Annotated in this window: 20 protein-coding genes; 2 read left to right on the top strand and 18 right to left on the bottom strand. The window is 59.0% G+C overall.

Going from position 1 to position 24,816, the window contains the following annotated elements:
* Positions 1-72: 72 nt before the first annotated feature.
* From tilS to rpsB, 18 genes are all read right to left on the bottom strand, one after another.
* Positions 73-1,410, bottom strand: a complete 1,338-nt coding sequence (gene tilS / locus KUIN1_RS07600) for a tRNA lysidine(34) synthetase TilS (RefSeq protein ID WP_103713531.1) — start codon at positions 1,408-1,410, stop codon at positions 73-75.
* Between the two features lie 135 nt (positions 1,411-1,545).
* Positions 1,546-2,493: an acetyl-CoA carboxylase carboxyl transferase subunit alpha gene (gene accA, locus KUIN1_RS07595; protein WP_003364825.1), complete on the bottom strand. Its 948-nt coding sequence runs from the start codon at positions 2,491-2,493 to the stop codon at positions 1,546-1,548.
* A 128-nt stretch (positions 2,494-2,621) separates the two neighbouring features.
* On the bottom strand, positions 2,622-6,143 hold the full coding sequence (dnaE, locus tag KUIN1_RS07590) for a DNA polymerase III subunit alpha (protein WP_011266980.1): 3,522 nt from the start codon (positions 6,141-6,143) through the stop codon (positions 2,622-2,624).
* A gap of 68 nt (positions 6,144-6,211) precedes the next feature.
* A complete protein-coding gene (gene rnhB / locus KUIN1_RS07585; RefSeq protein ID WP_024639907.1) occupies positions 6,212-6,865 on the bottom strand; it encodes a ribonuclease HII in 654 nt (217 codons plus the stop codon).
* Between the two features lie 11 nt (positions 6,866-6,876).
* The gene (gene lpxB / locus KUIN1_RS07580) at positions 6,877-8,019 is read right to left on the bottom strand and encodes a lipid-A-disaccharide synthase (RefSeq protein ID WP_024651769.1); all 1,143 of its coding nucleotides are present in this window, start codon (positions 8,017-8,019) and stop codon (positions 6,877-6,879) included.
* Between the two features lie 2 nt (positions 8,020-8,021).
* Positions 8,022-8,798 (bottom strand): acyl-ACP--UDP-N-acetylglucosamine O-acyltransferase, encoded by a 777-nt coding sequence (gene lpxA, locus KUIN1_RS07575; RefSeq protein ID WP_003314305.1) that lies wholly within the window; start codon positions 8,796-8,798, stop codon positions 8,022-8,024.
* Positions 8,795-9,235, bottom strand: a complete 441-nt coding sequence (gene fabZ, locus KUIN1_RS07570) for a 3-hydroxyacyl-ACP dehydratase FabZ (RefSeq protein ID WP_002554719.1) — start codon at positions 9,233-9,235, stop codon at positions 8,795-8,797. The genes lpxA and fabZ overlap by 4 nt, the downstream gene beginning before the upstream one ends.
* Before the next feature lie 109 nt (positions 9,236-9,344).
* Positions 9,345-10,400 (bottom strand): UDP-3-O-(3-hydroxymyristoyl)glucosamine N-acyltransferase, encoded by a 1,056-nt coding sequence (lpxD, locus tag KUIN1_RS07565; RefSeq protein WP_011266978.1) that lies wholly within the window; start codon positions 10,398-10,400, stop codon positions 9,345-9,347.
* Positions 10,401-10,402: 2 nt separating this feature from the next.
* Positions 10,403-10,906, bottom strand: a complete 504-nt coding sequence (locus KUIN1_RS07560; RefSeq protein ID WP_003314303.1) for an OmpH family outer membrane protein — start codon at positions 10,904-10,906, stop codon at positions 10,403-10,405.
* A 45-nt stretch (positions 10,907-10,951) separates the two neighbouring features.
* Complete coding sequence (gene bamA, locus KUIN1_RS07555; RefSeq protein ID WP_011266976.1) at positions 10,952-13,327, bottom strand: outer membrane protein assembly factor BamA; 2,376 nt, start codon at positions 13,325-13,327, stop codon at positions 10,952-10,954.
* A gap of 74 nt (positions 13,328-13,401) precedes the next feature.
* Entirely contained in the window at positions 13,402-14,754 is a 1,353-nt protein-coding gene (gene rseP / locus KUIN1_RS07550) for a sigma E protease regulator RseP (protein ID WP_004406254.1), read from the bottom strand.
* A 117-nt stretch (positions 14,755-14,871) separates the two neighbouring features.
* Positions 14,872-16,062, bottom strand: a complete 1,191-nt coding sequence (gene ispC / locus KUIN1_RS07545) for a 1-deoxy-D-xylulose-5-phosphate reductoisomerase (protein ID WP_004406255.1) — start codon at positions 16,060-16,062, stop codon at positions 14,872-14,874.
* Positions 16,059-16,874: a phosphatidate cytidylyltransferase gene (locus KUIN1_RS07540; protein WP_003415535.1), complete on the bottom strand. Its 816-nt coding sequence runs from the start codon at positions 16,872-16,874 to the stop codon at positions 16,059-16,061. The genes ispC and KUIN1_RS07540 overlap by 4 nt, the downstream gene beginning before the upstream one ends.
* Positions 16,874-17,629: a polyprenyl diphosphate synthase gene (gene uppS, locus KUIN1_RS07535; protein WP_003314296.1), complete on the bottom strand. Its 756-nt coding sequence runs from the start codon at positions 17,627-17,629 to the stop codon at positions 16,874-16,876. The genes KUIN1_RS07540 and uppS overlap by 1 nt, the downstream gene beginning before the upstream one ends.
* 16 nt (positions 17,630-17,645) lie before the next feature.
* Positions 17,646-18,203: a ribosome recycling factor gene (gene frr, locus KUIN1_RS07530; RefSeq protein ID WP_004657953.1), complete on the bottom strand. Its 558-nt coding sequence runs from the start codon at positions 18,201-18,203 to the stop codon at positions 17,646-17,648.
* Complete coding sequence (gene pyrH / locus KUIN1_RS07525; RefSeq protein ID WP_003339591.1) at positions 18,203-18,943, bottom strand: UMP kinase; 741 nt, start codon at positions 18,941-18,943, stop codon at positions 18,203-18,205. The genes frr and pyrH overlap by 1 nt, the downstream gene beginning before the upstream one ends.
* Before the next feature lie 205 nt (positions 18,944-19,148).
* Positions 19,149-20,012 (bottom strand): translation elongation factor Ts, encoded by an 864-nt coding sequence (gene tsf / locus KUIN1_RS07520; RefSeq protein ID WP_003415531.1) that lies wholly within the window; start codon positions 20,010-20,012, stop codon positions 19,149-19,151.
* Between the two features lie 190 nt (positions 20,013-20,202).
* Positions 20,203-20,946 (bottom strand): 30S ribosomal protein S2, encoded by a 744-nt coding sequence (rpsB, locus tag KUIN1_RS07515; protein ID WP_003314293.1) that lies wholly within the window; start codon positions 20,944-20,946, stop codon positions 20,203-20,205.
* 313 nt (positions 20,947-21,259) lie between these two features.
* Here rpsB and map point away from each other — a divergent pair, with 313 nt between their 5' ends.
* Entirely contained in the window at positions 21,260-22,042 is a 783-nt protein-coding gene (gene map / locus KUIN1_RS07510) for a type I methionyl aminopeptidase (RefSeq protein ID WP_003391089.1), read from the top strand.
* 65 nt (positions 22,043-22,107) lie between these two features.
* On the top strand, positions 22,108-24,804 hold the full coding sequence (locus KUIN1_RS07505) for a [protein-PII] uridylyltransferase (RefSeq protein ID WP_004406260.1): 2,697 nt from the start codon (positions 22,108-22,110) through the stop codon (positions 24,802-24,804).
* Positions 24,805-24,816: the final 12 nt, after the last annotated feature.

The raw sequence follows: 24,816 nt of genomic DNA, 5'->3' as shown, positions 1-24,816 counted from the left end.
AACTCATGTCGTTTCAAAAGAGCCGACAGAAGCTGTATCAAGAAGGGAGCGTAGTCTACCTGAAAGGGCCTTTCAGCTCAAACTTTGGTCGCCGGTCGGCGCAACCCAGCGCAAACGCCAGTTTTCATTGGGCGAACCGTCCAGCCCTGGCAGGTTGGCGACCGCCAGCAGCACGTTATCGAGGTACAGCAGCGGCAATCTGCCGCGCAGAAACGCCGGCACTGCCTGCTCGTTGAGCAAGCGCTTGAGGTCACGGCTGCCACGCCCGTCCAGGCGTAACACTTCACTGCCCTGCCGATAGCGGACTTGCAGACACCCCGACGGCGCCTCGCCTTGCAGAACCACGCGGCCATTACCGGGAAGGAGCAGCGCCGCGCCAGGGTCTGACCAGTCCATTGTCTGATGACCGAGCGGCTCCCAGCCAGCGGGCACCCACCAGAGGCAGCCCTGCGCCCTGTGCAGGGTTCCATCGGCGAGCCGCCACAGCGGGCCCGCGTCCTGCGCTGCATCGCGCAACGCCTCCCAGCCGGCCCAGTGATCGGTGTCCGGCAGGCGCGTCAGCGGCGCAAGCCAGTGACGCAGTGCATTGCGCTGCCGGGCTGCTGACAATGCGGCAATCGGCCCAAGACTCAATACCGGCAGGCTAAGCCAAGCGAACGACGTTGCAGCCTGGGCATGGGCAATATCCTGCAGCGCAAGCTCGTCCAGCAATTGCTGCGCTTCGCCAAGGTGACGTGCGGTTCGCGCCAGACTGGCCGCTGCCTGTGGCCATCGGGAGGTCAGCAACGGCAGTACCTGACTGCGCAGAAAATTGCGCGAGAACTGCTGATCGTCATTGCTGGGATCTTCGATCCAGTTCAGCCCGTGCCGATGCGCGTAATCCTCCAACTGCATTCGCGACATATCCAGGAGCGGCCTCACCAGGTGCCCACGCCCCAGCACCCGCTGATCGGGCATGGCAGCCAGACCGCGTACGCCTGCGCCGCGCAGCAGACGGAACAACAGGGTCTCGGCCTGATCATCGCGATGCTGCCCCGTCAGCAGCACCTCGCCCTCACCCAGCCGCTCGCTGAACGCGCTGTATCGCGCCTGCCGGGCCGCCTGCTCGATACTTGCACCCGGCTCGACCTGAACACGAACCGACTCGAATGCCACCCCGAGCGTCCTGCAGACCTGCTGACAATGCTCTGGCCAGGCATCGGCAGCGGGCTGCAGGCCATGGTGCACATGGATGGCGTTAAGCGCAGGCAGGGTTTCGCGACTGGCAAGTTCAGCCAGAAGATGCAAAAGCACGGTTGAGTCGAGGCCGCCGGAGAAACCGACATGCCAGACAGGCGCATTGCGCCAGGGGGCCAGGACTTGAAGAAGCCTGACAGAAAGATCATGACCGGTGCGTGAGGGGGTGGTCATGGGTGTTTTCACCGGCCTGGCGGGTTCGCACACTAACGGCTTCAGTGCTCGAACCCGCCCTTTCGCGAACAGGTTCGCTCCCACGCCCTTCGGGCAGAAGCCCGCAAGACGTGGAAACAATCGGGGCGACGCAGCTTACAGACCGTAGCTCATCAAGCGGTCATAACGGCGGGCAAGCAGCTCGTCATTATCGAACTCCTTGAGCATCGCCAGCTGACTGCTCAGCTCTTCACGAATCAAGGCAGCGGCGGCTACCGGGTCACGATGCGCGCCACCCAGTGGTTCGGCGATGACCTTGTCGACGATACCCAGGCCTTTCAGGCGATCAGCGGTGATGCCCATGGCTTCGGCAGCATCCGGGGCCTTCTCGGCGGTCTTCCACAGAATCGATGCGCAGCCTTCCGGAGAGATCACCGCGTAGGTCGAATACTGCAGCATGTTCAACTGGTCACAGACACCAATTGCCAGCGCACCACCGGAACCGCCTTCACCGATGACGGTAGCGATGATCGGCGTCTTGAGACGGGCCATCACGCGCAGGTTCCAGGCAATGGCCTCGCTCTGGTTGCGCTCTTCCGCGTCGATACCCGGATAGGCGCCCGGTGTGTCGATAAAGGTCAGGATCGGCATCTTGAAGCGCTCGGCCATTTCCATCAGGCGGCAGGCCTTGCGATAGCCTTCGGGGCGCGGCATACCGAAGTTGCGACGAACCTTCTCGCGCACTTCACGACCTTTCTGATGACCGATGACCATGACTGGCTGGTTGTCCAGACGGGCAATACCGCCGACGATCGCCGCATCATCGGAGAAATGACGATCACCGTGCAGCTCATCGAACTCGGTAAAGATGTTTTCGATGTAGTCCAGCGTGTAGGGACGACGCGGATGGCGCGCCATGCGCGCGATCTGCCAGCTGGTCAGGTTGCCGAAGATGCTTTCGGTGAGCGTCTTGCTCTTGTCTTGCAGCCGGGAGATCTCGTCGCCGATGTTCAGCGAGTTGTCGTTACCCACCAAGCGCAGTTCTTCGATTTTGGCCTGCAAGTCAGCGATAGGCTGTTCGAAATCAAGAAAATTCGGGTTCATAGGCATCCGTCTTGGGTCGACGGCCAAGAGGCCGGCCGGTTGATCCGTCTGCGCCGTTCCTGTTCGGAACCGGCGCGTTCAGGTCGAAATTAAAATTCAGGGTTGAGCGCAAGTCGAGCCTGCGGCGTTCAACGATACTGGAGAAAGACGTTCTCACGTCCGAACTGGTCACGCAGAGCTTGAATCAAGCTGTCCGCAGGATCAATCCGCCATGCTTCTCCCAATTGCAGCAATGCACGGGCGTCCTGCCCCGTGTAGTCCACCGTGATCGGACAGGCACCGCGATGGCGCTTGCACAGATCGCCCAGCCAGCGCAGCCGGTCGCCCTTGAGCGCTTCGGCACGCACCGTCACACGCAGGCTCTCGGCCAGATTGGTGCGGGCATCCTCGATACTCATGACACGCTTGGCCCGCAGGCGCAGCCCGCCGGAGAAGTCATCATTACTGACTTCGCCCTCGACCACCACCATAGCATCGGTCTGCAACAGTGACTGAGCCGAATGGAACGCTTCGGCAAACAGCGACGCCTCGATGCGCGCCGAGCGATCGTCCAGGGTAATGAACCCCATCTTGTCGCCCTTCTTGTTCTTCATGACGCGCAGGGCAATGATCAGACCTGCCACCGTCTGAGTGTCTCTTGCCGGCTTGAGATCGATGATCCGTTGCCGGGCGAACCGGCGGATCTCGCCTTCATATTCATCGATCGGATGCCCGGTCAGGTACAGCCCCAGGGTTTCCTTCTCGCCACGCAGACGATCCTTGAGGCTCAGCTCGCGGGTCTTGCGATGGTTGGCGTAGACATCGGCATCCGCTTCGACGAACAGGCCGCCGAACAGGTCCGAGTGACCACTGTCGCGACTGCGCGCCGTCTGCTCTGCTGCCTGAATGGCTTCTTCCAGTGCGGCAAGCAGCACCGAACGGTTACGGTCGATATTGGCCTGATAGGCCTTGGGCTCCAGTTCGAAGTACGGCCCGAGGCGATCCAGCGCACCGCTGCGAATCAGCCCATCCAGGGTTCGCTTGTTGACCCGCTTGAGGTCGACGCGGGCGCAGAAGTCGAACAGGTCCTTGAACGGCCCGTTCTGGCGCGCGTCGGTAATCGCCTCGACCGGCCCCTCGCCTACCCCCTTGATCGCACCGAGGCCATAAAGAATGCGGCCATCGTCGCTTACCGTGAACTTGAACTCCGAGGTGTTCACGTCCGGCGCATCGAGGCGCAGCTTCATCGTGCGCACTTCTTCGATCAAGGTCACGACCTTGTCGGTGTTGTGCATATCCGCCGACAATACCGCCGCCATGAACGGCGCCGGGTAGTGAGTCTTCAGCCAGGCAGTCTGGTACGACACCAGCCCGTAGGCCGCGGAGTGGGACTTGTTGAAACCGTAACCGGCGAACTTTTCCACCAGGTCGAAGATGTTACCGGCCAGGTCCGGGTCGATGTTATTGGTCTTGCAGCCATCGATGAAACCACCGCGCTGCTTGGCCATTTCCTCGGGCTTTTTCTTACCCATGGCACGACGCAGCATGTCCGCACCGCCAAGGGTGTAACCGGCCATGACCTGGGCGATCTGCATCACCTGTTCCTGATACAGGATGATGCCGTAGGTCGGTGCCAGTACCGGCTTGAGGCCTTCGTACTGGTAATCGACGTGCGGATAGGACAGCTCGGCGCGACCGTGTTTACGGTTGATGAAGTCGTCGACCATGCCCGATTGCAACGGGCCGGGACGGAACAGTGCCACCAGTGCGATCAGGTCTTCCAGACAGTCGGGCTTGAGCTTTTTGATCAGCTCTTTCATGCCGCGCGACTCGAGCTGGAACACTGCCGTGGTCTCGGCGCGCTGCAGCAACTGATAGGTCGGCATGTCATCGAGCGGAATGAACGCGATGTCCAGCGGTTCTTCGTTGACCTTGGCGCGGTCGCGGTTGATGGTCTTGAGTGCCCAGTCGATGATGGTCAGGGTACGCAGACCGAGGAAGTCGAACTTCACCAGCCCCGCAGCCTCGACATCGTCCTTGTCGAACTGGGTCACCAGACCGTCACCGGCCTCGTCGCAATAAATCGGCGAGAAGTCGGTCAGCTTGGTCGGGGCAATAACCACACCGCCGGCGTGCTTGCCGACGTTACGCACGATGCCTTCGAGCTTGAGCGCCATCTCCCAGATTTCCGCAGCTTCCTCATCGACCTTGAGGAAATCGCGAAGAATCTCTTCCTGCTCGTAGGCTTTTTCGAGGGTCATGCCGACTTCGAACGGGATCATCTTCGACAGACGATCAGCCAGCCCGTAAGACTTGCCCTGCACCCGCGCCACGTCACGCACCACCGCCTTGGCAGCCATGGAACCGAAGGTGATGATCTGGCTGACCGCGTTGCGACCGTACTTCTCGGCCACATATTCGATCACCCGGTCACGACCATCCATGCAGAAGTCGACGTCGAAGTCGGGCATGGAAACCCGTTCCGGGTTCAGGAAGCGTTCGAACAGCAGGTCGTATTCCAGCGGGTCGAGGTCGGTGATCTTCTGCACATAGGCGACCAGCGACCCGGCACCCGAACCACGGCCCGGCCCCACCGGCACGCCGTTGCTCTTGGCCCACTGGATGAAGTCCATCACGATCAGGAAGTAACCGGGGAAGCCCATCTGGATAATGATATCCAGCTCGAAATTCAGCCGGTCGACATACACCTGACGCTTGGCTTCGTAATCTTCGGTCGTGTCCTTGGGCAACAGGACTGCAAGACGCTCTTCGAGGCCGTCGAAGGAGACCTTGCGGAAATACTCATCGATGGTCATGCCATCGGGAATCGGGAAGTTGGGCAGGAAGTGCGTGCCCAGCTTGACGTCGATGTTGCAGCGCTTGGCAATCTCGACGGTGTTTTCCAGCGCCTCCGGCAGATCGCTGAACAGTTCGGCCATTTCTTCCGGACTTTTCAGGTATTGCTGATCGCTGTAGTTGTGCGAGCGACGCGGGTCGTCCAGCGCACGCCCTTCACCGATGCACACACGGGTTTCGTGAGCTTCGAAATCGGCCTGTTTGATGAAGCGCACATCGTTGGTCGCCACCAGCGGTGCACCGTGACGCTCGGCCAGGGCCACCGCAGCGTGCAGATGTTCTTCGTCATTGGCGCGGTTGGTGCGCTGCACTTCGATATAGAAGCGGTCAGGAAAGACTTCCAGCCACTCGCGCAGCAGTTCGTCGGCCTCCCCCGGATTGCCGCCGAGCAAGGCCATGCCGATCTCGCCTTCCTTGGCCGCAGAAAGCGCAATCACACCTTCACTGGCCTGCGCGACCCACTGGCGCTGAATGACGATCTGACCGTTGCGCTGGCCTTCGATAAAGCCTCGGGAAATCAGCTCGGTCAGGTTGCGGTAGCCCTGGGCATTCATCGCCAGCAGGCTGATGCGGCTGAGCGCGGCATCTTCGTCCCTGCCCGCCAGCCACAGGTCGACACCGCAGATCGGCTTGATGCCGGAGCCCTGGGCGGCCTTGTAGAACTTGACCAGCGAGCACATGTTGTTCTGGTCGGTCACCGCCACGGCGGGCATGTTCATGCCGGTCAGCGCCTTGATCAACGGTTTGACCCGAACCAGACCGTCAACCAGCGAATATTCGGTGTGCAGGCGTAGATGAACGAAAGAAGCCGGCATGGTGATCCTATAAAACGCGAAAATACAAAAAACGAAGGGCAGGATTGTAGCTGGCCCGGAGTGAAACGTCAGTCCTGCAGCAACCCGACTGAAGGCGAAATCGAGCCACCCATCATTATCGTTGCGCGCGCTTCATGGGCTGCACGCACCGGAGCGAAGGAACGCCGATGAATGGGCGTCGGCCCGAGCCGGGCCAGTGCTTCCAGATGCACCGGGGTAGGATAACCCTTGTGCCCACCGATGCCATAACCCGGATAGATGAGTTCGAACGCTGCCATTTCCCGATCCCGACTCACCTTGGCAAGAATCGAGGCGGCAGCGATGGCAGGCACCTTGGAGTCACCCTTTACCACCGGCGCCGAGGGCACCGACAACTGCGGGCAGCGGTTGCCGTCGATAAGCGCCAGTCTGGGCGTGATACTCAACCCCTCAACGGCGCGCTGCATGGCCAGCATCGTGGCGTGGAGGATATTCAGCTGGTCGATCTCTTCGACTTCAGCCCTGGCAATGAACCAGCACAGGGCTTTCTCCTGAATTTCGACGTAGAGCTTTTCGCGCCTGGCTTCGGTCAGTTTCTTCGAATCATTGAGACCGAGAATGGGCCTGGTCGGGTCGAGAATGACGGCGGCGGTTACCACGGCACCGCACAGCGGGCCGCGACCCACTTCATCAACACCCGCCACCAGGTCCTCGACGAGGGTAAAATCCAGACCTGTTTGCATCATGGGCGACCTCACAGTGAAGGCGACCGTCCGAGCAGGCTCAATACCGCATCGGCGGCCTGATTGGACGCATCGCGACGCAGGATCCGGTGAATGGCATCAAAACCGGCGGTCTGCTCGCGACCGTCGTCGATCAATGGCAGCAGCGTACGCGCCAGGGCTTCTGGCGTAGCGTCGTCCTGCAGCAGCTCAGGCACCAGCAGACGCTGGGCCAGCAGGTTCGGCAGCGACACGTAAGGGCTTTTGACCATTCGCTTGAGTATCCAGAAGGTCAGCGGCGCCAGGCGATAGGCAACTACCATGGGGCGCTTGTAAAGCAGCGCCTCCAGGGTCGCGGTGCCGGAGGCGATCAGTACCGCATCGCACGCGGCCAGAGCAACATGCGACTGGCCGTCGAGCAGCGTGACGGGCAGATCACGCCCCTGCAGCAACTGCTCCACCTGAGCCCGTCGCTGCGGGCTGGCGCAGGGCAGTACGAAGCGCAGCTCTGGGCGCCGGGCAAGCAGCCGCTCGGCCGTGTCGAAAAACAACCCGCCCAGACGCCCCACTTCACCGCCCCGGCTGCCCGGCATCAGCGCGACAACCGGCGTCTCCTGCGCCAATCCCAGGCCTGCGCGAGCACCTGCACGATCGGACTCCAGAGGAATTGTGTCTGCCAGCGGATGACCGACAAAACGCACCGGTACGCCCTGCTCTTCGTAGAAACGCGCTTCGAATGGCAACAGGGTCAGCATCAGGTCACAGCCTTCACGAATCTTTAGCACACGCTTCTGACGCCAGGCCCAGACCGACGGGCTGACGTAGTGCACAGTCTTGATCCCGGCGCGACGTAGCTGAAGTTCGATATTGAGCGTGAAGTCAGGCGCGTCAATGCCGATGAAGACGTCCGGCTTTTCATTGATCAGGGTCTGGACCAACAGCTTGCGCCGGGCCAGCAGCTCGCGCAGTCGCCCGAGCACTTCAACCAGCCCCATCACCGACAGGCGCTCCATCGGGAAGGAGGACTGCATGCCTTCGGCTTCCATCAACGGACCGCCGACACCAATGAAGCGGATATCGGGATGGCGCACCTTGAGGGCACGCATCAGACCGGATCCGAGGATATCGCCGGATGCTTCACCCGCGACCAGAGCGATACAGAGTGGACTGGTCATGGTTAGCGAATGATGCCGCGGGTCGACGTCTGAATGGACTGAAGAAATACGGCCACTTCAGGAAACTGCGCCGCAGGCTCTGCCAGATCGGCCAGCGCCTGACCGATGGTCAGCCCCTGGCGATAAACTGTCTTGTAGGCTCTGCGCAGCGCATGAATGGCTTCTTCGGAGAAGCCGCGGCGGCGCATGCCCTCGAAGTTCATGCTGCGCGCCTCGGCCGGGTTGCCAAAGACCGTGACGAACGCCGGTACATCCTTGCCGATCGCAGTGCCCATGCCGGAGAAGCTGTGCGCACCGATGTGGCAGAACTGATGGACCAGGGTAAAGCCGGACAGGATCGCCCAGTCATCCACGTGAACGTGGCCTGCCAGGGCAGTATTGTTGACCAGAATCACGTGGTTGCCGATCACGCTGTCATGCCCGATATGGGCATAGGCCATGATCAGGTTGTGATCGCCCAGCGTGGTTTCGGCACGGTCCTGAACGGTCCCGCGGTGAATGGTCACGCCTTCGCGGATCACATTGTGATCGCCGATGACAAGGCGGGTTTCCTCGCCCTTGTATTTCAGATCAGGCGTGTCCTCACCCACCGATGAAAACTGGTAGATGCGGTTGTGCTTGCCGATTCTGGTTGGCCCCTTGAGGACAACGTGAGGACCGACGACTGTACCCTCGCCAATTTCCACACCGGGTCCGATGATCGACCAGGGGCCGACCTCAACATTGTCGGCCAGAACGGCCGTCGGATCGATGATTGCGCGAGGGTCAATCAAACTCATAGTTTGCGTTCCGCACAAATGATTTCGGCAGAGCAGACTGCCTTGCCATCAACGGTAGCCTTGCATTCGAACTTCCAGATCTGACGCTTGCTGCTCAGGAATTTCGCCTCGAGAACCAGTTGGTCGCCCGGCAGAACCGGCTGACGGAAACGCAGTTTGTCCGAACCGACGAAATAATAGAGCGTACCGTCCGACGGCTTGGAATCGAGCATCTTGAACGCGAGGATACCGGCAGCCTGTGCCATCGCTTCGATGATCAGCACGCCCGGCATGATGGGATGCTCAGGGAAGTGACCGTTGAAAAAAGGCTCATTGACGCTGACATTCTTGTAGGCGCGAATGTTCTTGTTCTCGATATCCAGCTCGGTCACGCGATCCACCAGCAGGAACGGGTAACGATGAGGCAGGTATTCGCGAATTTCTTTGATGTCCATCATTTCGAGGGGAAGCCTGTAGTAAAGATTAGGAGTGCGTCGCGACTGCGCAGCACCCCTCTACATCAAGGAGGCAGTTTATCGACTGAGCACGCTTGATATTAAAAAGGTATCAGCCATCAGATGAGCGATTATCAGCGCAGGTCACCGTCTCTATGGCCTTTTCAAGCTTTTGCAGACGTCGCGCCATATCATCGATCTTGCGCAGACGAGCTGCACTCTTGCGCCACTCGGCGGCCGGCTGCATGGCCGTACCGGACGAGTACGAACCCGGCTCGGTGATGGAATGCGTCACCATCGTCATGCCGGTGATGAAAACGCCATCGCAAATCTCGATATGCCCCACCAGACCGACACCTCCAGCCAGCATGCAATGCTTGCCGATTTTGGTGCTTCCGGAAATGCCGACACACGCAGCCATCGCCGTGTGGTCGCCAATCTGAACGTTGTGAGCAATCTGAATCTGGTTATCCAGTTTCACGCCATTGCCGATGCGCGTGTCAGCCAGTGCACCGCGATCGATCGCCGTATTGACGCCAACCTCGACGTCATCACCGAGGGTGACGCCACCGATCTGTGCAACCTTGTGGTAGATACCTTTATCCTGGGCAAAGCCAAAGCCTTCGCCACCCAGCACAGCACCCGACTGGATGACCACGCGCTTGCCAATGCGCACATCGTGGTAAAGCGTTACCCGCGGGGCCAGCCAGCCGCCTTCACCGATCTCGCAGCGAGCGCCGATGAAGCAGTGAGCACCGATGGTGACACCTGCTGCAATGCGCACACCGCTCTCGATCACAGCAAAAGCGCCAATGCTGGCAGCAGGATCAATCAGTGCATCTGCGGCAATCACTGCCGTCGGATGAACGCCTGCGCTACTTTTAGGCTTGGGATCGAAAAAATGCGAAATGCGTGCGTAGGCCAGATAAGTATCAGGAACCACCAGCGCATTACCGGCGTAACCGTCGGCGTCTGCAGGTTTGAGCAGCACGGCAGTGGCCTGGGTATCGACCAGCAATTTACGGTACTTGGGATTTGCCAGGAAACTGACTTGACCAGGGCCGGCCTCTTGCAAAGTGGCCAGCCCGGTGATTTCGATATCCTTGTCGCCACGTAACGTGGCACCAAGGAACTCGGCCAACTGGCCGAGCTTGATGGTTATGCTCATGGTTACTTCAGCTGGTTCATGCGCTCGATGACCTGGCGAGTCACGTCATACTGTGGCTTGACGTCGATCACCGCACCGCGCTCGAAGACCAGGTCGAAACCACCTTTCTTGATGACTTCTTCTACAGCCTGATCCAGCTTCGGCTTCAACTGCTTGAGCATTTCGCGGTCAGCAACGGCCTTGGCTTCGTTCAGTTCCTTGGACTGGAACTGGAAATCACGGGCCTTTTGCTTGAACTCAAGCTCCAGACGCTCGCGCTCAGGCTGAGCCATCTTGTCGCCACCGCTGACCAGACGATCCTGAATACCCTTGGCGCTGCTTTCCAGGCTTTTCAGCTTGGTCAGTTGCGGGCCGAACTTCTTCTCGGCGTCCACTGCGTAACGCTTGGCAGCGTCCGATTCCAGCAGGGCCATCTGATAGTTCAGTACCGCAATTTTCATGTCGGCAAATGCAGGGCTGGCGACCAGTACGGTGGCCAGCATTACCAGTTGAGTCAACTTACGCACAATACAACTCCTACAAAATTCGTTGCGTTATCAAAGACCAGACGCTTAGAAGGTCTGACCCAGGGAGAATTGGAAGACCTGAGTTTCTGCTTCGTCATCCGGCTTCTTGATCGGCATCGCCAGAGCAAAGCTCAAAGGACCGAGCGCAGTGATCCAGGTGACGCCGATACCCACCGAGCTGGCCATGCCGGAAAGGTCGATGTCGTTGCATTCGACTTTCTTGCCTGACGCGCTTGTTCTGGTCGAGTCGCACTTGGTATCGAAGACATTACCCACGTCCCAGAAAACAGACGTCCGCAAGGAGCGCTGATCCTTGACGAATGGCAGCGGGAACATGACTTCTACGCCACCCTGAACCAGAGCGTTACCGCCGAACGGCAGTGGATCCTGATCCGGGTCCGCCAATGTGCCCGGCTTGGAGCCATTACTTGGCGTACTGCGCGGACCAAGGGTGCTGTCCTTGAAGCCACGTACCGAGTTGAAGCCACCGGCGTAGTAGTTCTCGTAGAACGGCAGACCCGAGGTCGAACCATAGCCGTCGCCATAACCCAGCTCGGTGTGCAGGCGCAGAGTGTAGTTATCAGTGATCGGGTGGAAGTACTGGGCACGGTAATCCAGCTTGAAGAACGACAGGTCGCTACCCGGCAAGGTGGATTCGAACACCAGGCTTTGCGAGTGACCACGGGTCGCCAGAACACCCTTGTTCAGAGTCGATTCAGACCAGCCAACCGAGCCCTTGAAGTTCAGGTACTTGTCGCCTTCCTTCTCGACGAAGTCGAAAATCTCGTCAACGGTGTACTTGCCGGTCTTGATCTCGTCCTGCTGCACGGTCAGACCGTAGGTCAGGCGCGAGGTCTCGCTGATCGGGTAGCCAAGGTTGATACCGGCACCCAGGCTGTCAACCGCATAGCTTGCAACATCAACGTCAAGGTCATCGTAGTTGGTGGTGCGGTAGAACGCGCTGTAACCCAGGCTGACACCGTCCGGCGTGTAGTACGGATCGACGTAGCTGAAGTTGTAACGGCTCTGGTATTCGCTGCGGGTCAGGCCGATGCTGACCTTGTTACCGGTACCCAGGAAGTTGTTCTGGCTGATCGAACCACCAAGGATCAGACCGGCACTTTGCGCAAAGCCGACACTGGCGGTGATCGAACCGGACGCCTGCTCTTCAACGGCGTAGTTCACATCGACCTGATCGTCGGTGCCAGGAACAGGTGGCGTTTCGACGTTGACTTCCTTGAAGAAGCCCAGACGGTCCAGACGGGTTTTCGACTGGTCGATCAGGTAGGTCGATGCCCAGCCGCCTTCCATCTGGCGCATTTCGCGACGCAGCACTTCGTCTTCCGACTTGGTGTTGCCGCGGTAGTTGATACGGTTGACGTAGGCACGCTTGCCCGGGTCGACGACGAAGGTGATATCGACCGTGTGGTCTTCGTTGTTCGGTGTCGGCACGCCGTTGACGTTGGCGAAGGTATAGCCTTCGTTACCCAGACGGCGGGTGATCAGTTCGGACGTCGTGGTCATGACCTTGCGCGAGAACACCTGGCCCGGCTGCACCAGCAACAGGGATTTGACCTGATCTTCAGGGACCTTCAGGTCACCGCTGAGCTTGACCGACTTGACGCTGTACTTCTCGCCTTCATTGATGTTGACGGTGATGTACACGTTCTTCTTGTCGGGCGTGATCGACACCTGGGTCGAGGCGATATCCATGTTGATATAGCCGCGATCGAGGTAGTACGAACGCAGGCGCTCAAGGTCACCCGACAGCTTTTCACGGGCGTACTTGTCGTCATTCTTGAAGAACGACAGCCAGTTGCTGGTCTTGAGCTCGAACAGGTCGGTCAGGTCTTCGTCGGAGAAGACCTTGTTACCCACCACGTTGATGTGCTGAATGGAGGCTACGGTGCCTTCATTGATGTTGATCTTCAGGCCTACGCGGTTGCGCGGCTGAGGAACAACCTCGGCGTCAACCTCGGCAGAGTAACGGCCCTGGGCAACGTATTGACGTTGCAGCTCGTTACGCACGCCTTCGAGGGTGGCACGCTGGAAAATCTCACCTTCGGCCAGACCGGACTGTTTCAGCCCCTTCATCAGGTCCTCGGTGGAAATGGCCTTGTTACCCTCGATTTCGATACTCGCAACCGAAGGGCGCTCGACGACGTTGATGACGAGCACGTTGCCGTCGCGACCCAGCTGGATATCTTGAAAGAAACCGGTTTTAAACAGCGAACGGGTAGCATCGACCAAACGACCATCGTCCGCCTGCTCGCCTACGTTCAGCGGCAGTGCGCCAAAGACACTGCCGGCGGAAACCCGCTGCAGGCCGTTGACACGGATATCGGAGATGGTGAAGGACTCGGCGTGAACTTCAGCGATCATCAGTGCGGAAAGAACCGCAGTTAGCAGCAGACGTTTCATGAAGTCCTTTCTTATTCCAACTGGCAATAAACAAACTGCCGCAAAATGCGGCAGATTCGCAACTCGGCAACGCTTTACAGTCGGCCCAGATCGTTGACCAGCGCGAGCAACATTACGCCCACTACCAGACTAATACCGATCTGCGCCCCCCAACCTTGAACCTTTTCCGAAAGGGGACGACCACGCGCCCACTCGATCAGATAAAACAGCAAATGCCCCCCGTCCAGGACGGGAATGGGCAGCAGATTCAGAACACCCAGGCTAATACTCAGATAAGCGAGGAAGTTCAGAAAATCTCCGATGCCCGACTGGGCCGAAGCGCCCGCCACTTTAGCAATGGTTATCGGTCCACTCAAGTTTTTTACCGAGAGCTCGCCGAACAACATTTTCTTCAGCGAGTCCAGGGTCAGCACACTCATGTTCCAGGTGCGCTTCACACCCTCGGCCATCGCCGCGAAAGGCCCGTAGCTGACCTCGCGCAGCATTTCCGGTGGCCAATCGACAGCTTTCACACCAGCCCCCAGGTAACCCGCGGCAGCCTTGCCCTCGCCCTTGGCCGCGAGGGTCACCGGCACGTCCATTTGCACCCCGTCGCGCTCGATGCGCAGCGAAATCTTCGCTTCGGGACGCTCGCGCACCCGATCGACAACCTGTTGCCACTCATCGAGCGGCTGACCGTCCATCGCAACGAGACGATCACCCGTTTTGAGCCCTGCGCTCTGCGCCGGACCTTTCGGATCGATTTCCGCCAGCACCGGCAACAGCGCCGGACGCCACGGGCGAATACCCAGCGACTTGATCGGATCAGGCTCTTCTGCGCCTCTCAGCCAGTCACTCAGTACCAACTGACGAGACGTGTCGACCGTAGAACCCTGGTCCCTGACTTTCAACGCGATGGTACCGCTTTCACCCAGACGGCGGACCAGTTGCAGATTGACCCCGGCCCAACCCGAAGTAGGCTCGCCATCGACAGCAACGATTTCCTGTCCGGCCGTCAGGCCAGCCTGCTGGGCGATGCTTCCGGACTCGACTGCGCCGATAACGGGGCGCACCTGCTCGCTGCCCATCATCGCCAGCACCCAGAAAAATGCGATGGCCAGGATGAAATTGGCAGTCGGGCCGGCAATCACGATCGCGATGCGCTGCCCTACTGTCTTGCGGTTGAACGACTGGTCAGCGAGTTCGGGCGGAACATTGCCTTCGCGCTCGTCGAGCATCTTCACATAGCCGCCCAGAGGAATGGCAGCGACGACGTACTCGGTGCCCTGCCGGTCATGCCAGCGCAGCAGAGGCGTGCCGAAGCCTACCGAGAAACGCAGCACCTTGACGCCACAGCGGCGCGCCACCCAGAAGTGGCCGAATTCGTGGAAGGTCACCAGCACACCCAGAGCAATCAGGGTGCCGAGAATCATGTATAAAGCGCTCATCAGCCTTCTCCGGGTACCGACTGGTCGGCCAGTGTGTTAATCATTGCAGGCCTCCAGGCCCGCCGTTGACGCACCACATCAACCCTTTCACTCACATCCTGACGGGTTGTCAGATCGCTATCGCCCGTGTCTTTCAAGCCATTGGCCCGCCAGCAAACGCGCTTTTGCATCGGCGGCGAACACCGCTTCGAGCCCTTCGACCGCGGTGACAGGCTCATGATCCAGAACCTCTTCGATAATACCGGCGATTTCCAGGTAGCGGATACGCCCATCGAGGAATGCCGCGACGGCCACTTCATTGGCCGCGTTGAGCATGGCAGGTGCACTGCCTCCAGCCTCTGCCGCCTGTCGGGCCAGCCGCAGGCAAGGGAATCGCTCCTCGTCCGGCGCCTGAAAATCAAGCTGACCGATACGAAACAGGTCCAGTGGCGCAACGCCAGAGTCTACACGCGCAGGCCATGCCAATGCATTGGCGATGGGCGTACGCATGTCGGGATTGCCCAATTGAGCCAGCACCGAGCCATCGACATAATCGACCAGCGAGTGAATCACGCTTTGCGGGTGAATGACCACCTCGACCTGATCCGGCCGCGCATCGAACAGCCAGCAGGCTTCGATCAGCTCAAGCCCCTTGTTCATCATGGTTGCCGAATCGACGGAGATCTTGCGCCCCATCGACCAGACCGGATGGGCACAGGCCTGCTCCGGCGTGACATTCTGCAACTGCTCCAGCGGCGTTTCGCGAAACGGCCCGCCCGAGGCAGTCAACATGATCCGCCGGACGCCAACGGCACCCAGCCCGCGAGCGAAATCGCCGGGCAGGCACTGGAAGATCGCATTGTGCTCGCTGTCTATGGGCAACAGCACAGCGCCATTTTGCCGAACAGCCTGCATGAACAGGGCGCCGGACATGACCAGCGCTTCCTTGTTGGCCAGCAATACTTTCTTGCCCGCCTCTACCGCAGCCAAGGTCGGGCGCAAGCCGGCAGCCCCGACAATGGCGGCCATGACTGCATCGACCCGAGGGTCTGCGGCCACTTCGCACAGACCGCCCTCGCCGACCAGCACCCGGGTATCGAGCCCGGCCGCTGCCAGGTCGTCCTGCAGTTTGCGAGCGACCACCTGATCCGGCACTACGGCGTACTGCGGTGTGTGCCTGATGCACAAGGCCAGCAATTCATCCAGACGACTGTAACCGGTGAGCGCGAACACTTGATAAAGCGCTGGATGACGGGCGACCACATCCAGAGTGCTCAGCCCTATGGAACCGGTTGCGCCCAGAATGGTGATTTGTTGCGGACCACTCACATGACACCCCAGTCAGCGGCCCAGAGCAGAACGGCAAATACCGGAATGGCCGCCGTCAGGCTGTCGATGCGGTCCAGTACTCCGCCGTGTCCAGGCAGCAGATTGCTGCTGTCCTTGACCCCGGACTGGCGCTTGAACATGCTTTCGGTCAGGTCGCCAATCACCGAGATGAATACGATCACCGCCGCACCAAAGAGCGCCGCGATGAACTGCGCAACCGTCCAGTCGCGGGAAAAACCTACTGCTGCGGTGATGCCCAGACTGACCACCAGACCGCCATATACGCCCTCCCAGCTCTTGCCAGGGCTCACCTTGGGCGCCAGCTTGCGCTTGCCAAAAGCCTTGCCGGAAAAATAAGCGCCGATGTCGGCGGCCCAGACCAGCACCATCACCGACAGAATCAACCAGTTACCCAGTGGCCACTGCTTGATCAGGACCAGACCCTGCCATGCAGGCAGCAGAATCAGAAGGCCGATGACCAGCTTGCACGCTGCACTTGCCCAGTGACTGCTGGAGTCCGGATAGGTAAGGACCAGAAAGGTCGCCACACCCCACCAGATGACGGCAGCAACCAGCACCCAGGGCTCCAGCCCTGGCAGCAGGTACATGAGGAAAAGCAGAACAGCGACCACAGCCGCATAGCCGATACGCATCGACTGCGCGGCAAAACCTGCGAGCCGCGCCCATTCCCAGGCACCCAGAACGACGACGACCCCGATGAACAGGGCGAAGTACATGCCGGTCAGCAGGAAAAACCCGCACAAGGCGATCGGCAACAGAATGAGTGCCGTGATGATCCGTTGTTTCAGCATTAAGCCCGGGCTCCAGCTTCTACCTGTTCGCTGGTTTTACCGAAGCGACGTTGGCGAGAAGCGAAATCTGCCAGCGCGGCGCGCATGGCATCGTGTTTGAAGTCCGGCCAGAACAGGTCGGAGAAGTACAGCTCGGCGTAGGCCAGCTGCCAAAGCAGAAAATTGCTGATGCGGTGTTCGCCGCCGGTGCGGATGCACAGATCCGGCAACGGCAGGTCGCCGGTGGCCAGGCAGGTCTGCAACAACTGAGGAGTAATGTCCTCCGGCTGCAAGTGCCCGGCCTGAACCTCACGCGCCAGCCGCTGGGCAGCCTGCGCGATGTCCCACTGCCCACCGTAGTTGGCAGCGATCTGCAGCACGAAACGGCTGTTGCCGGAGGTGCGCACTTCCGCCTCGCGCATGGCAGCCTGAAGCTCAGGATGAAAGCGTGAGCGGTCGCCGATAATTCGCAGGCTGATCTCGTTTTCGTTCAGGCGCTTGGTTTCACGGCGCAGCGCCGTGAAAAACAGCTCCATCAACGCACCCACCTCTTCGGCCGGGCGCTGCCAGTTTTCACTGGAGAACGCGAACAGTGTCAGCACTTCGACCCGCGCTTCGGCGCAGACCTCGATAACGGCCCGCACGGCATCGACGCCGGCCTTATGGCCTGCAACGCCTGGCAGCAGGCGCTTCTTGGCCCAGCGATTATTACCATCCATGATAATCGCAACATGGCGCGGCACCGAAGACGGCACGGCCGGTTTTATCTTTTCCATGAAAGCGTCCGAAACCTTAAACAGCCATCAGATCGGCTTCTTTCTGCTTGACCGCAACTTCGATTTCCGCCACGAACTTGTCAGTCAGCTTCTGTACGTCGTCAGCCGCACGACGCTCTTCGTCTTCGCTGATTTCCTTCTCCTTGACCAGGTCTTTCAACTGGCTCAAGGCGTCACGGCGGATGTTACGGACGGCCACACGGGCATCTTCTGCAGCATCGCGCGCCTGCTTGGTGAAGCCCTTGCGGGTTTCTTCGGTCAGCGCCGGCATGGAGATCAGCAGCAACTCACCCAGGTTGGTCGGATTGAAGCCCAGACCGGAGCTCTGGATGGCCTTGTCGACAGCAGCGAGCATGTTGCGCTCGAACGCCACGACCTGAAGGGTACGCGAGTCCTTGACGGTCACGTTGGCCACCTGGCTCAGCGGGGTATCGGCGCCGTAGTAAGGAACCATCACACCACCCAGGATGCTCGGATGCGCCTTGCCGGTACGGATACGGGTGAAGGCATGGGTCAGCGACTCCAGACTCTTCTGCATACGGGTCTGAGCATCTTTCTTGATTTCGTTGATCATTATTGTGCTTCCTCGATCAGGGTCCCTTCAGCGCCACCATGGACGATATTCAGAAGGGCACCCGGCTTGTTCATGTTGAAGACGCGCAATGGCATCTTGTGATCGCGACACAGGCAGATTGCGGTCAGATCCATCACACCCAGCTTGCGATCCAGCACTTCATCGTAGGTCAGATGATCGAACTTCTCGGCATTCGGGTCCTTGAACGGATCTGCGGTGTACACACCATCCACCTTGGTGGCCTTGAGCACTACATCGGCGTCGATCTCGATCGCGCGCAGGCAGGCAGCCGAATCGGTGGTAAAGAACGGATTACCGGTGCCGGCGGCAAAAATCACCACTTCCTTGGCGCTGAGATGGCGCATGGCCTTACGGCGATCATAATGATCGGTCACACCCACCATGGAAATGGCCGACATCACGATGGCAGTGATATTAGCGCGCTCCAGCGCATCGCGCATTGCCAGGGCGTTCATCACAGTGGCCAGCATGCCCATGTGATCGCCTGTCACCCGATCCATGCCCGCAGCACTCAAGGCCGCGCCACGGAACAGGTTGCCGCCGCCAATCACCAGACCGACCTGAACGCCGATACCGACCAGCTGGCCGACTTCCAGCGCCATGCGATCCAGCACCTTCGGGTCGATGCCGAACTCTTCCGAGCCCATGAGGGCCTCACCGCTAAGCTTGAGTAGAATGCGTTTATAGCGAGCCTGATAACCACTGCCCTGCTGAGCCATTGCGAATCTCTCCTGCGGCGTTTTCTGAAAAAAATCTGTGCGGGCTATTTCAAGCCTGCGCTTACTTTAGCTTGACGCTTTGCGCGCGTCGGGAGAATGCAGCCTTGTGAGCACAATCTCCAAGGAAAATTTCCTTTTCCCTTTCGACAAAGAGGCCGCACGCGTGAGCGGGCAGCCTCTTTGGGGCGACAGTTGAAAAACCGTCTTACTGCTTGGCGGCAGCCAGTTGAGCAGCCACTTCGTCAGCGAAGTTATCAACTGGCTTCTCGATGCCGTCGCCTACTTTGAAGTAGGTGAAGGAAACGATTTCAGCGCCGGCTTTCTTGGCCAGATCACCGACCTTGACTTCCGGGTTCTTGACGAAGGCTTGCTCAACCAGGCTGGCTTCTGCCAGGAACTTGGTGATACGACCGCCAACCATTTTTTCAACGATTTCAGCTGGCTTGCCTTTGATCTTGTCTTCGTTCAGTTGCAGGAAGACATTCTTCTCGCGCTCGATCGCTTCGGCAGAAACTTCCGAAGGGAACAGGAACTCTGGGTTGCTTGCCGCGACGTGCATGGCGATATCCTTGGCCAGCTCGACGTCGCCACCTTTAAGGGTAACAACCACGCCGATCTTGTTGCCGTGCAGGTAAGTACCTACGACGTCACCTTCGATACGCTTCAAGCGACGGATGTTGACGTTTTCGCCAACCTTGCCGACCAGTACCAGACGTGCAGCTTCCTGAGCTTCGATCAACGGAGCGACATCAGTCAGCTTGTCAGCGAAGGCTTTTTCGACGCTTGCAGCAACGAAAGCCTTGAAGTCGTCCTGCAGGGCCAGGAAGTCGGTCTGCGAGTTGACTTCGATGATGACAGCAGCCTTGCCGTCGTCCTTGATGGCGATAGCGCCTTCAGCAGCCACGTTGCCTGCTTTCTTGGCGGCCTTGATGGCGCCGGAAGCACGCATGTCGTCGATTGCTTTTTCGATGTCGCCGCCAGCCTTGGTCAAGGCCTTTTTGCAATCCATCATGCCTTCGCCGGTACGCTCGCGCAGTTCTTTGACCAACGCTGCAGTAATCTCTGCCATTTCAAAATCCTCTTGGATAGGTCTTCAACCATTCCACCCGACAGGCCGGGCGTGCAATTCTTGAAAAATCAGGGTGGCAGCAACACATGACAGCGAGGTCATGGCTACAGACCGACAAATCATTTCCTAGGTGGCAAAAAGGGGGCTAAGCCCCCTTTTCGCGTACTGAGTAAACGCCAGGCGTTTGTACTCAGCCTTCTACAGCAGCTGCAGCTGGAGCTTCTTCGACAAAGACGTCGGTGCCGCCAGCAACATTGTTACGACCACGGATAACAGCATCAGCCATCGAACCCATGTACAGCTGGATGGCGCGGATTGCGTCATCGTTGCCAGGGATGATGTAGTCAACGCCTTCCGGGCTGCTGTTGGTATCGACGACGCCGATAACCGGGATGCCCAGCTTGTTGGCTTCGGTGATCGCGATGCGCTCGTGATCAACGTCGATAACGAACAGAGCGTCCGGCAGACCGCCCATGTCCTTGATACCACCCAGGCTGCGATCCAGTTTTTCCAGATCACGGGTACGCATCAGGGCTTCTTTCTTGGTCAGCTTGGCGAAAGTACCGTCTTCAGCCTGTACTTCCAGCTCGCGCAGACGCTTGATCGACTGACGGATGGTCTTGAAGTTGGTCAGCATGCCGCCCAACCAGCGATGGTCGACGTACGGCGAACCGCAACGTGCTGCTTCTTCAGCAACGATCTTGCCAGCGGAACGCTTGGTGCCGACGAACAGAATCTTGTTTTTGCCCGAAGCCAGGCGCTCAACGAAAGTCAGCGCTTCGTTGAACATAGGCAGGGTTTTTTCAAGGTTGATGATGTGAATCTTGTTACGCGCGCCGAAAATGTATTTACCCATTTTCGGATTCCAGTAACGGGTCTGGTGGCCGAAGTGGCAACCAGCCTTCAGCATATCGCGCATATTGACTTGGGACATAAATAGTTCCTTGATAAGTCGGGTTAGGCCTCCACGTATCCCAATGACCAACCAATGGCATCTGCCAAGGGCACCCAGGTCATCGTGTCGACACGTGTGTGGGTTTGTGCTTCAAGGACGGACCTTGGAAAGCGGCGCATTTTATATCATAAAAGGGAAGAGAACGGAACTCCCATCAAGTGCTTGTTTTGCGGTGACTTTGCAGTTGCATGGACGGCCTATAGAAGGAAGCGATGATTACCCGGCACCGGTGGTCTGATAGAATTGCGCCTTTGCGCACCCACCGCGTGCCTGCCACGCCGAGAGAATTCGTATGACCATCACCCTCAAAACCCCGGAAGACATCGAAAAGATGCGCATCGCCGGTCGCCTGGCCGCCGATGTTCTGGAAATGATAGCGCCGCACGTCAAGCCCGGTGTGACCACCGAAGAGCTGGACCGCCTTTGCCATGACTATATTGTCAACGAACAGAAGGCGATCCCGGCCCCGCTGAACTACAAGGGCTTTCCCAAATCGATCTGCACCTCGATCAACCAGGTGGTCTGCCACGGTATCCCGAGCGACAAGAAGCTGAAGGACGGTGACTCGCTGAACATCGACGTTACCGTCATCAAGGACGGCTACCATGGCGACACCAGCAGGATGTTCCATGTCGGCACCGTTCCGGTATGGGCCGAGCGCCTGTCGAAGGTAACTCAGGAGTGCCTGTACAAGGCCATCGAAATCGTCAAACCCGGCACTCGCCTGGGTGACATCGGTGCCGTCATCCAGAAACACGCTGAAAAGAACGGCTTCTCCGTGGTTCGTGAGTTCTGCGGCCATGGCATCGGCAAGGTGTTTCATGAAGAGCCGCAGGTGATGCACTTTGGCGAGGCCGGAACCGGTATCGAGTTGCAGGAAGGCATGACCTTCACCATCGAACCGATGATCAACCAGGGTCGCCCTGAAACCAAGATTCTCGGCGATGGCTGGACGGCGATCACCAAGGACCGCAAGCTCTCGGCGCAATGGGAGCACACGCTGCTGGTGACCGCTGACGGTTACGAAATCTTCACCTTGCGCAGCGATGACACCATTGCCCAAAAGGCTCCCTGACCCGATCATGCCCGGCTGAACGCCCGCCCGTCACTTGCACAGCCCGACACGAGGAATACTGCTCAATGCCGCAAGTAGATCCAGACTTGTTCGATCGAGGCCAGTTCCAGGCCGAACTGGCCTTGAAAGCCAGCCCCATCGCTGCGTTCAAGAAGGCCATCCGCCGAGCGAGAGACGTCCTTGATGAGCGCTTCAGGTCGGGCCGTGACATTCGACGACTGATCGAGGACCGGGCATGGTTTGTCGATAACATCCTGCAAAAGGCCTGGGATCAGTTCGAATGGAGTGAAGACGCCGATATCGCGCTTCTGGCAGTGGGTGGCTACGGGCGCGGCGAGCTGCATCCTTACTCGGACATCGATCTGCTGATCCTGCTGGACAGCGATGACCACGAAGTTTTCCGCGAGCCTATCGAGCGGTTTCTGACCCTGCTGTGGGACATCGGCCTGGAAGTCGGACAAAGCGTACGCTCGGTCAACGAGTGCGCACAGGAAGGCCGCGCCGACCTGACCGTGATCACCAATCTGATGGAAAGTCGCACCATCGCCGGCCCCGAACACCTGCGCCAGCGCATGCTGGAGGTCACCAGCACCGAGCATATGTGGCCGAGCAAGGAGTTTTTCCTCGCCAAACACGCGGAACAGAAAAAACGCCACCACAAGTACAACGACACCGAATACAACCTGGAACCCAACGTCAAGGGCTCTCCGGGTGGCCTGCGCGATATTCAGACCATCCTCTGGGTCGCGCGGCGTCAGTACGGCACGCTGAACCTGCACGCACTGGCAGGCGAAGGCTTCCTGCTGGGCAGCGAAAACGCCCTGCTCGCCTCCTCCCAAGAGTTTTTGTGGAAAGTGCGTTACGCGCTGCACATGCTGGCCGGACGCTCCGAGGACCGGCTTCTGTTCGATTATCAGGTACGCATCGCCGGGTTGCTGGGCTATGAAGACAATGATGCCAAGCTGGCCATAGAGCGCTTCATGCAGAAGTACTACCGGGTGGTCATGAGCATCGCCGAACTCAGCGATCTGATCATCCAGCATTTCGAAGAAGTGATTCTTTCCGACGACAGCGGCACACCACAGCCGATCAATTCACGCTTTCAGCTGCACGATGGCTATATAGAAGCCACCCACCCGAACGTCTTCAAGCGCACCCCGTTTGCCATGATCGAAATCTTCGTGCTCATGGCCCAGCATCCGGAAATAAAGGGTGTACGTGCCGACACCATTCGCTTGCTGCGTGAACATCGGCACCTGATCAACGACGAGTTCCGCAACGATATTCGCAACACCAGCCTGTTCATCGAGTTGTTCAAGTGCGAAATAGGCATTCATCGCAACCTGCGGCGGATGAACCGCTACGGCATTCTCGGCCTGTACCTGCCGGAGTTCGGCCATATCGTCGGTCAGATGCAGCATGACCTGTTTCACATCTATACCGTCGATGCGCACACGCTGAATCTGATCAAGCACCTGCGCAAGCTGCAATACACCGAAGTGTCCGAGAAATTTCCGCTGGCCAGCAAGATCATGGGCCGCCTGCCCAAGCCGGAGCTGATCTACCTGGCCGGGCTTTATCACGACATCGGCAAGGGTCGTGGCGGTGATCACTCGGAGCTGGGCGCCATCGATGCGCAGGCGTTCGGTGCGCGCCATCATCTGCCTGCCTGGGACACCCGGCTTATTGTCTGGCTGGTGAGCAACCACCTGGTGATGTCGACCACCGCCCAGCGCAAGGACCTTTCCGATCCGCAGGTCATCCACGACTTTGCCCAGTTCGTGGGCGACGAAGTGCATCTGGATTATCTGTATGTGCTGACCGTCGCCGACATCAACGCGACCAATCCGACGCTCTGGAACTCATGGCGCGCCAGCCTGTTGCGTCAGCTGTACACCGAGACCAAGCGGGCCTTGCGCCGCGGCCTGGAAAACCCGGTCGACCGCGAAGAACAGATTCGCCGCACACAGACTGCCGCACTGGATATTCTGGTACGCAACGGCACCGATCCTGATGACGTCGAGCAACTCTGGTCAGCACTGGGCGATGATTACTTCCTGCGCCACACCGCCGGCGACGTGGCCTGGCATAGCGATGCGATTCTGCAGCAACCAGCCGACGGCGGTCCGCTGGTGCTGATCAAGGAAACCACGCAGCGTGAATTCGAGGGCGGCACGCAGATCTTCATTTACGCCCCGGATCAGCATGACTTCTTCGCGGTTACCGTGGCGGCGATGGACCAGCTGAACCTGAACATTCACGACGCACGCATTATTACTTCCAGCAGCAAATTCACACTCGACACCTACATCGTCCTCGACCATGAGGGCGGTTCGATCGGCAACAACCCGGAGCGCATTCAGGACATCCGCGAAGGCCTGACCGAAGCCCTGCGCAACCCGGATGATTACCCGACAATCATCAAGCGCCGCGTGCCACGTCAGCTCAAGCACTTTGCCTTCGCACCGCAAGTCACCATTCATAACGACGCCCAGCGTCCGGTGACGGTACTCGAGTTGCTGGCACCGGACCGTCCAGGCCTGCTGGCGCGCATCGGCAAGATCTTCCTGGAGTTCGACCTGTCCCTGCAGAACGCCAAGATTGCAACGCTGGGCGAGCGCGTGGAAGACGTGTTCTTCATCACCGACGCCAACAATCACCCGCTGTCCGATCCACAACTGTGCCGCCAGTTGCAGGATGCGATCGTCAAGCAACTGAGCGTCAACTCAGAGCCGGGCAACGATTTGCGGATCAGCATATGAATACTTGGCCAT

Source organism: Pseudomonas sp. KUIN-1 (assembly GCF_009176725.1).
In the GTDB taxonomy this organism is placed as follows: Bacteria; Pseudomonadota; Gammaproteobacteria; order Pseudomonadales; family Pseudomonadaceae; genus Aquipseudomonas; species Aquipseudomonas fragariae.
The sequence above is the reverse complement of the archived record's forward strand: the minus strand, read 5'-3'. Positions and strand labels throughout refer to the sequence as shown.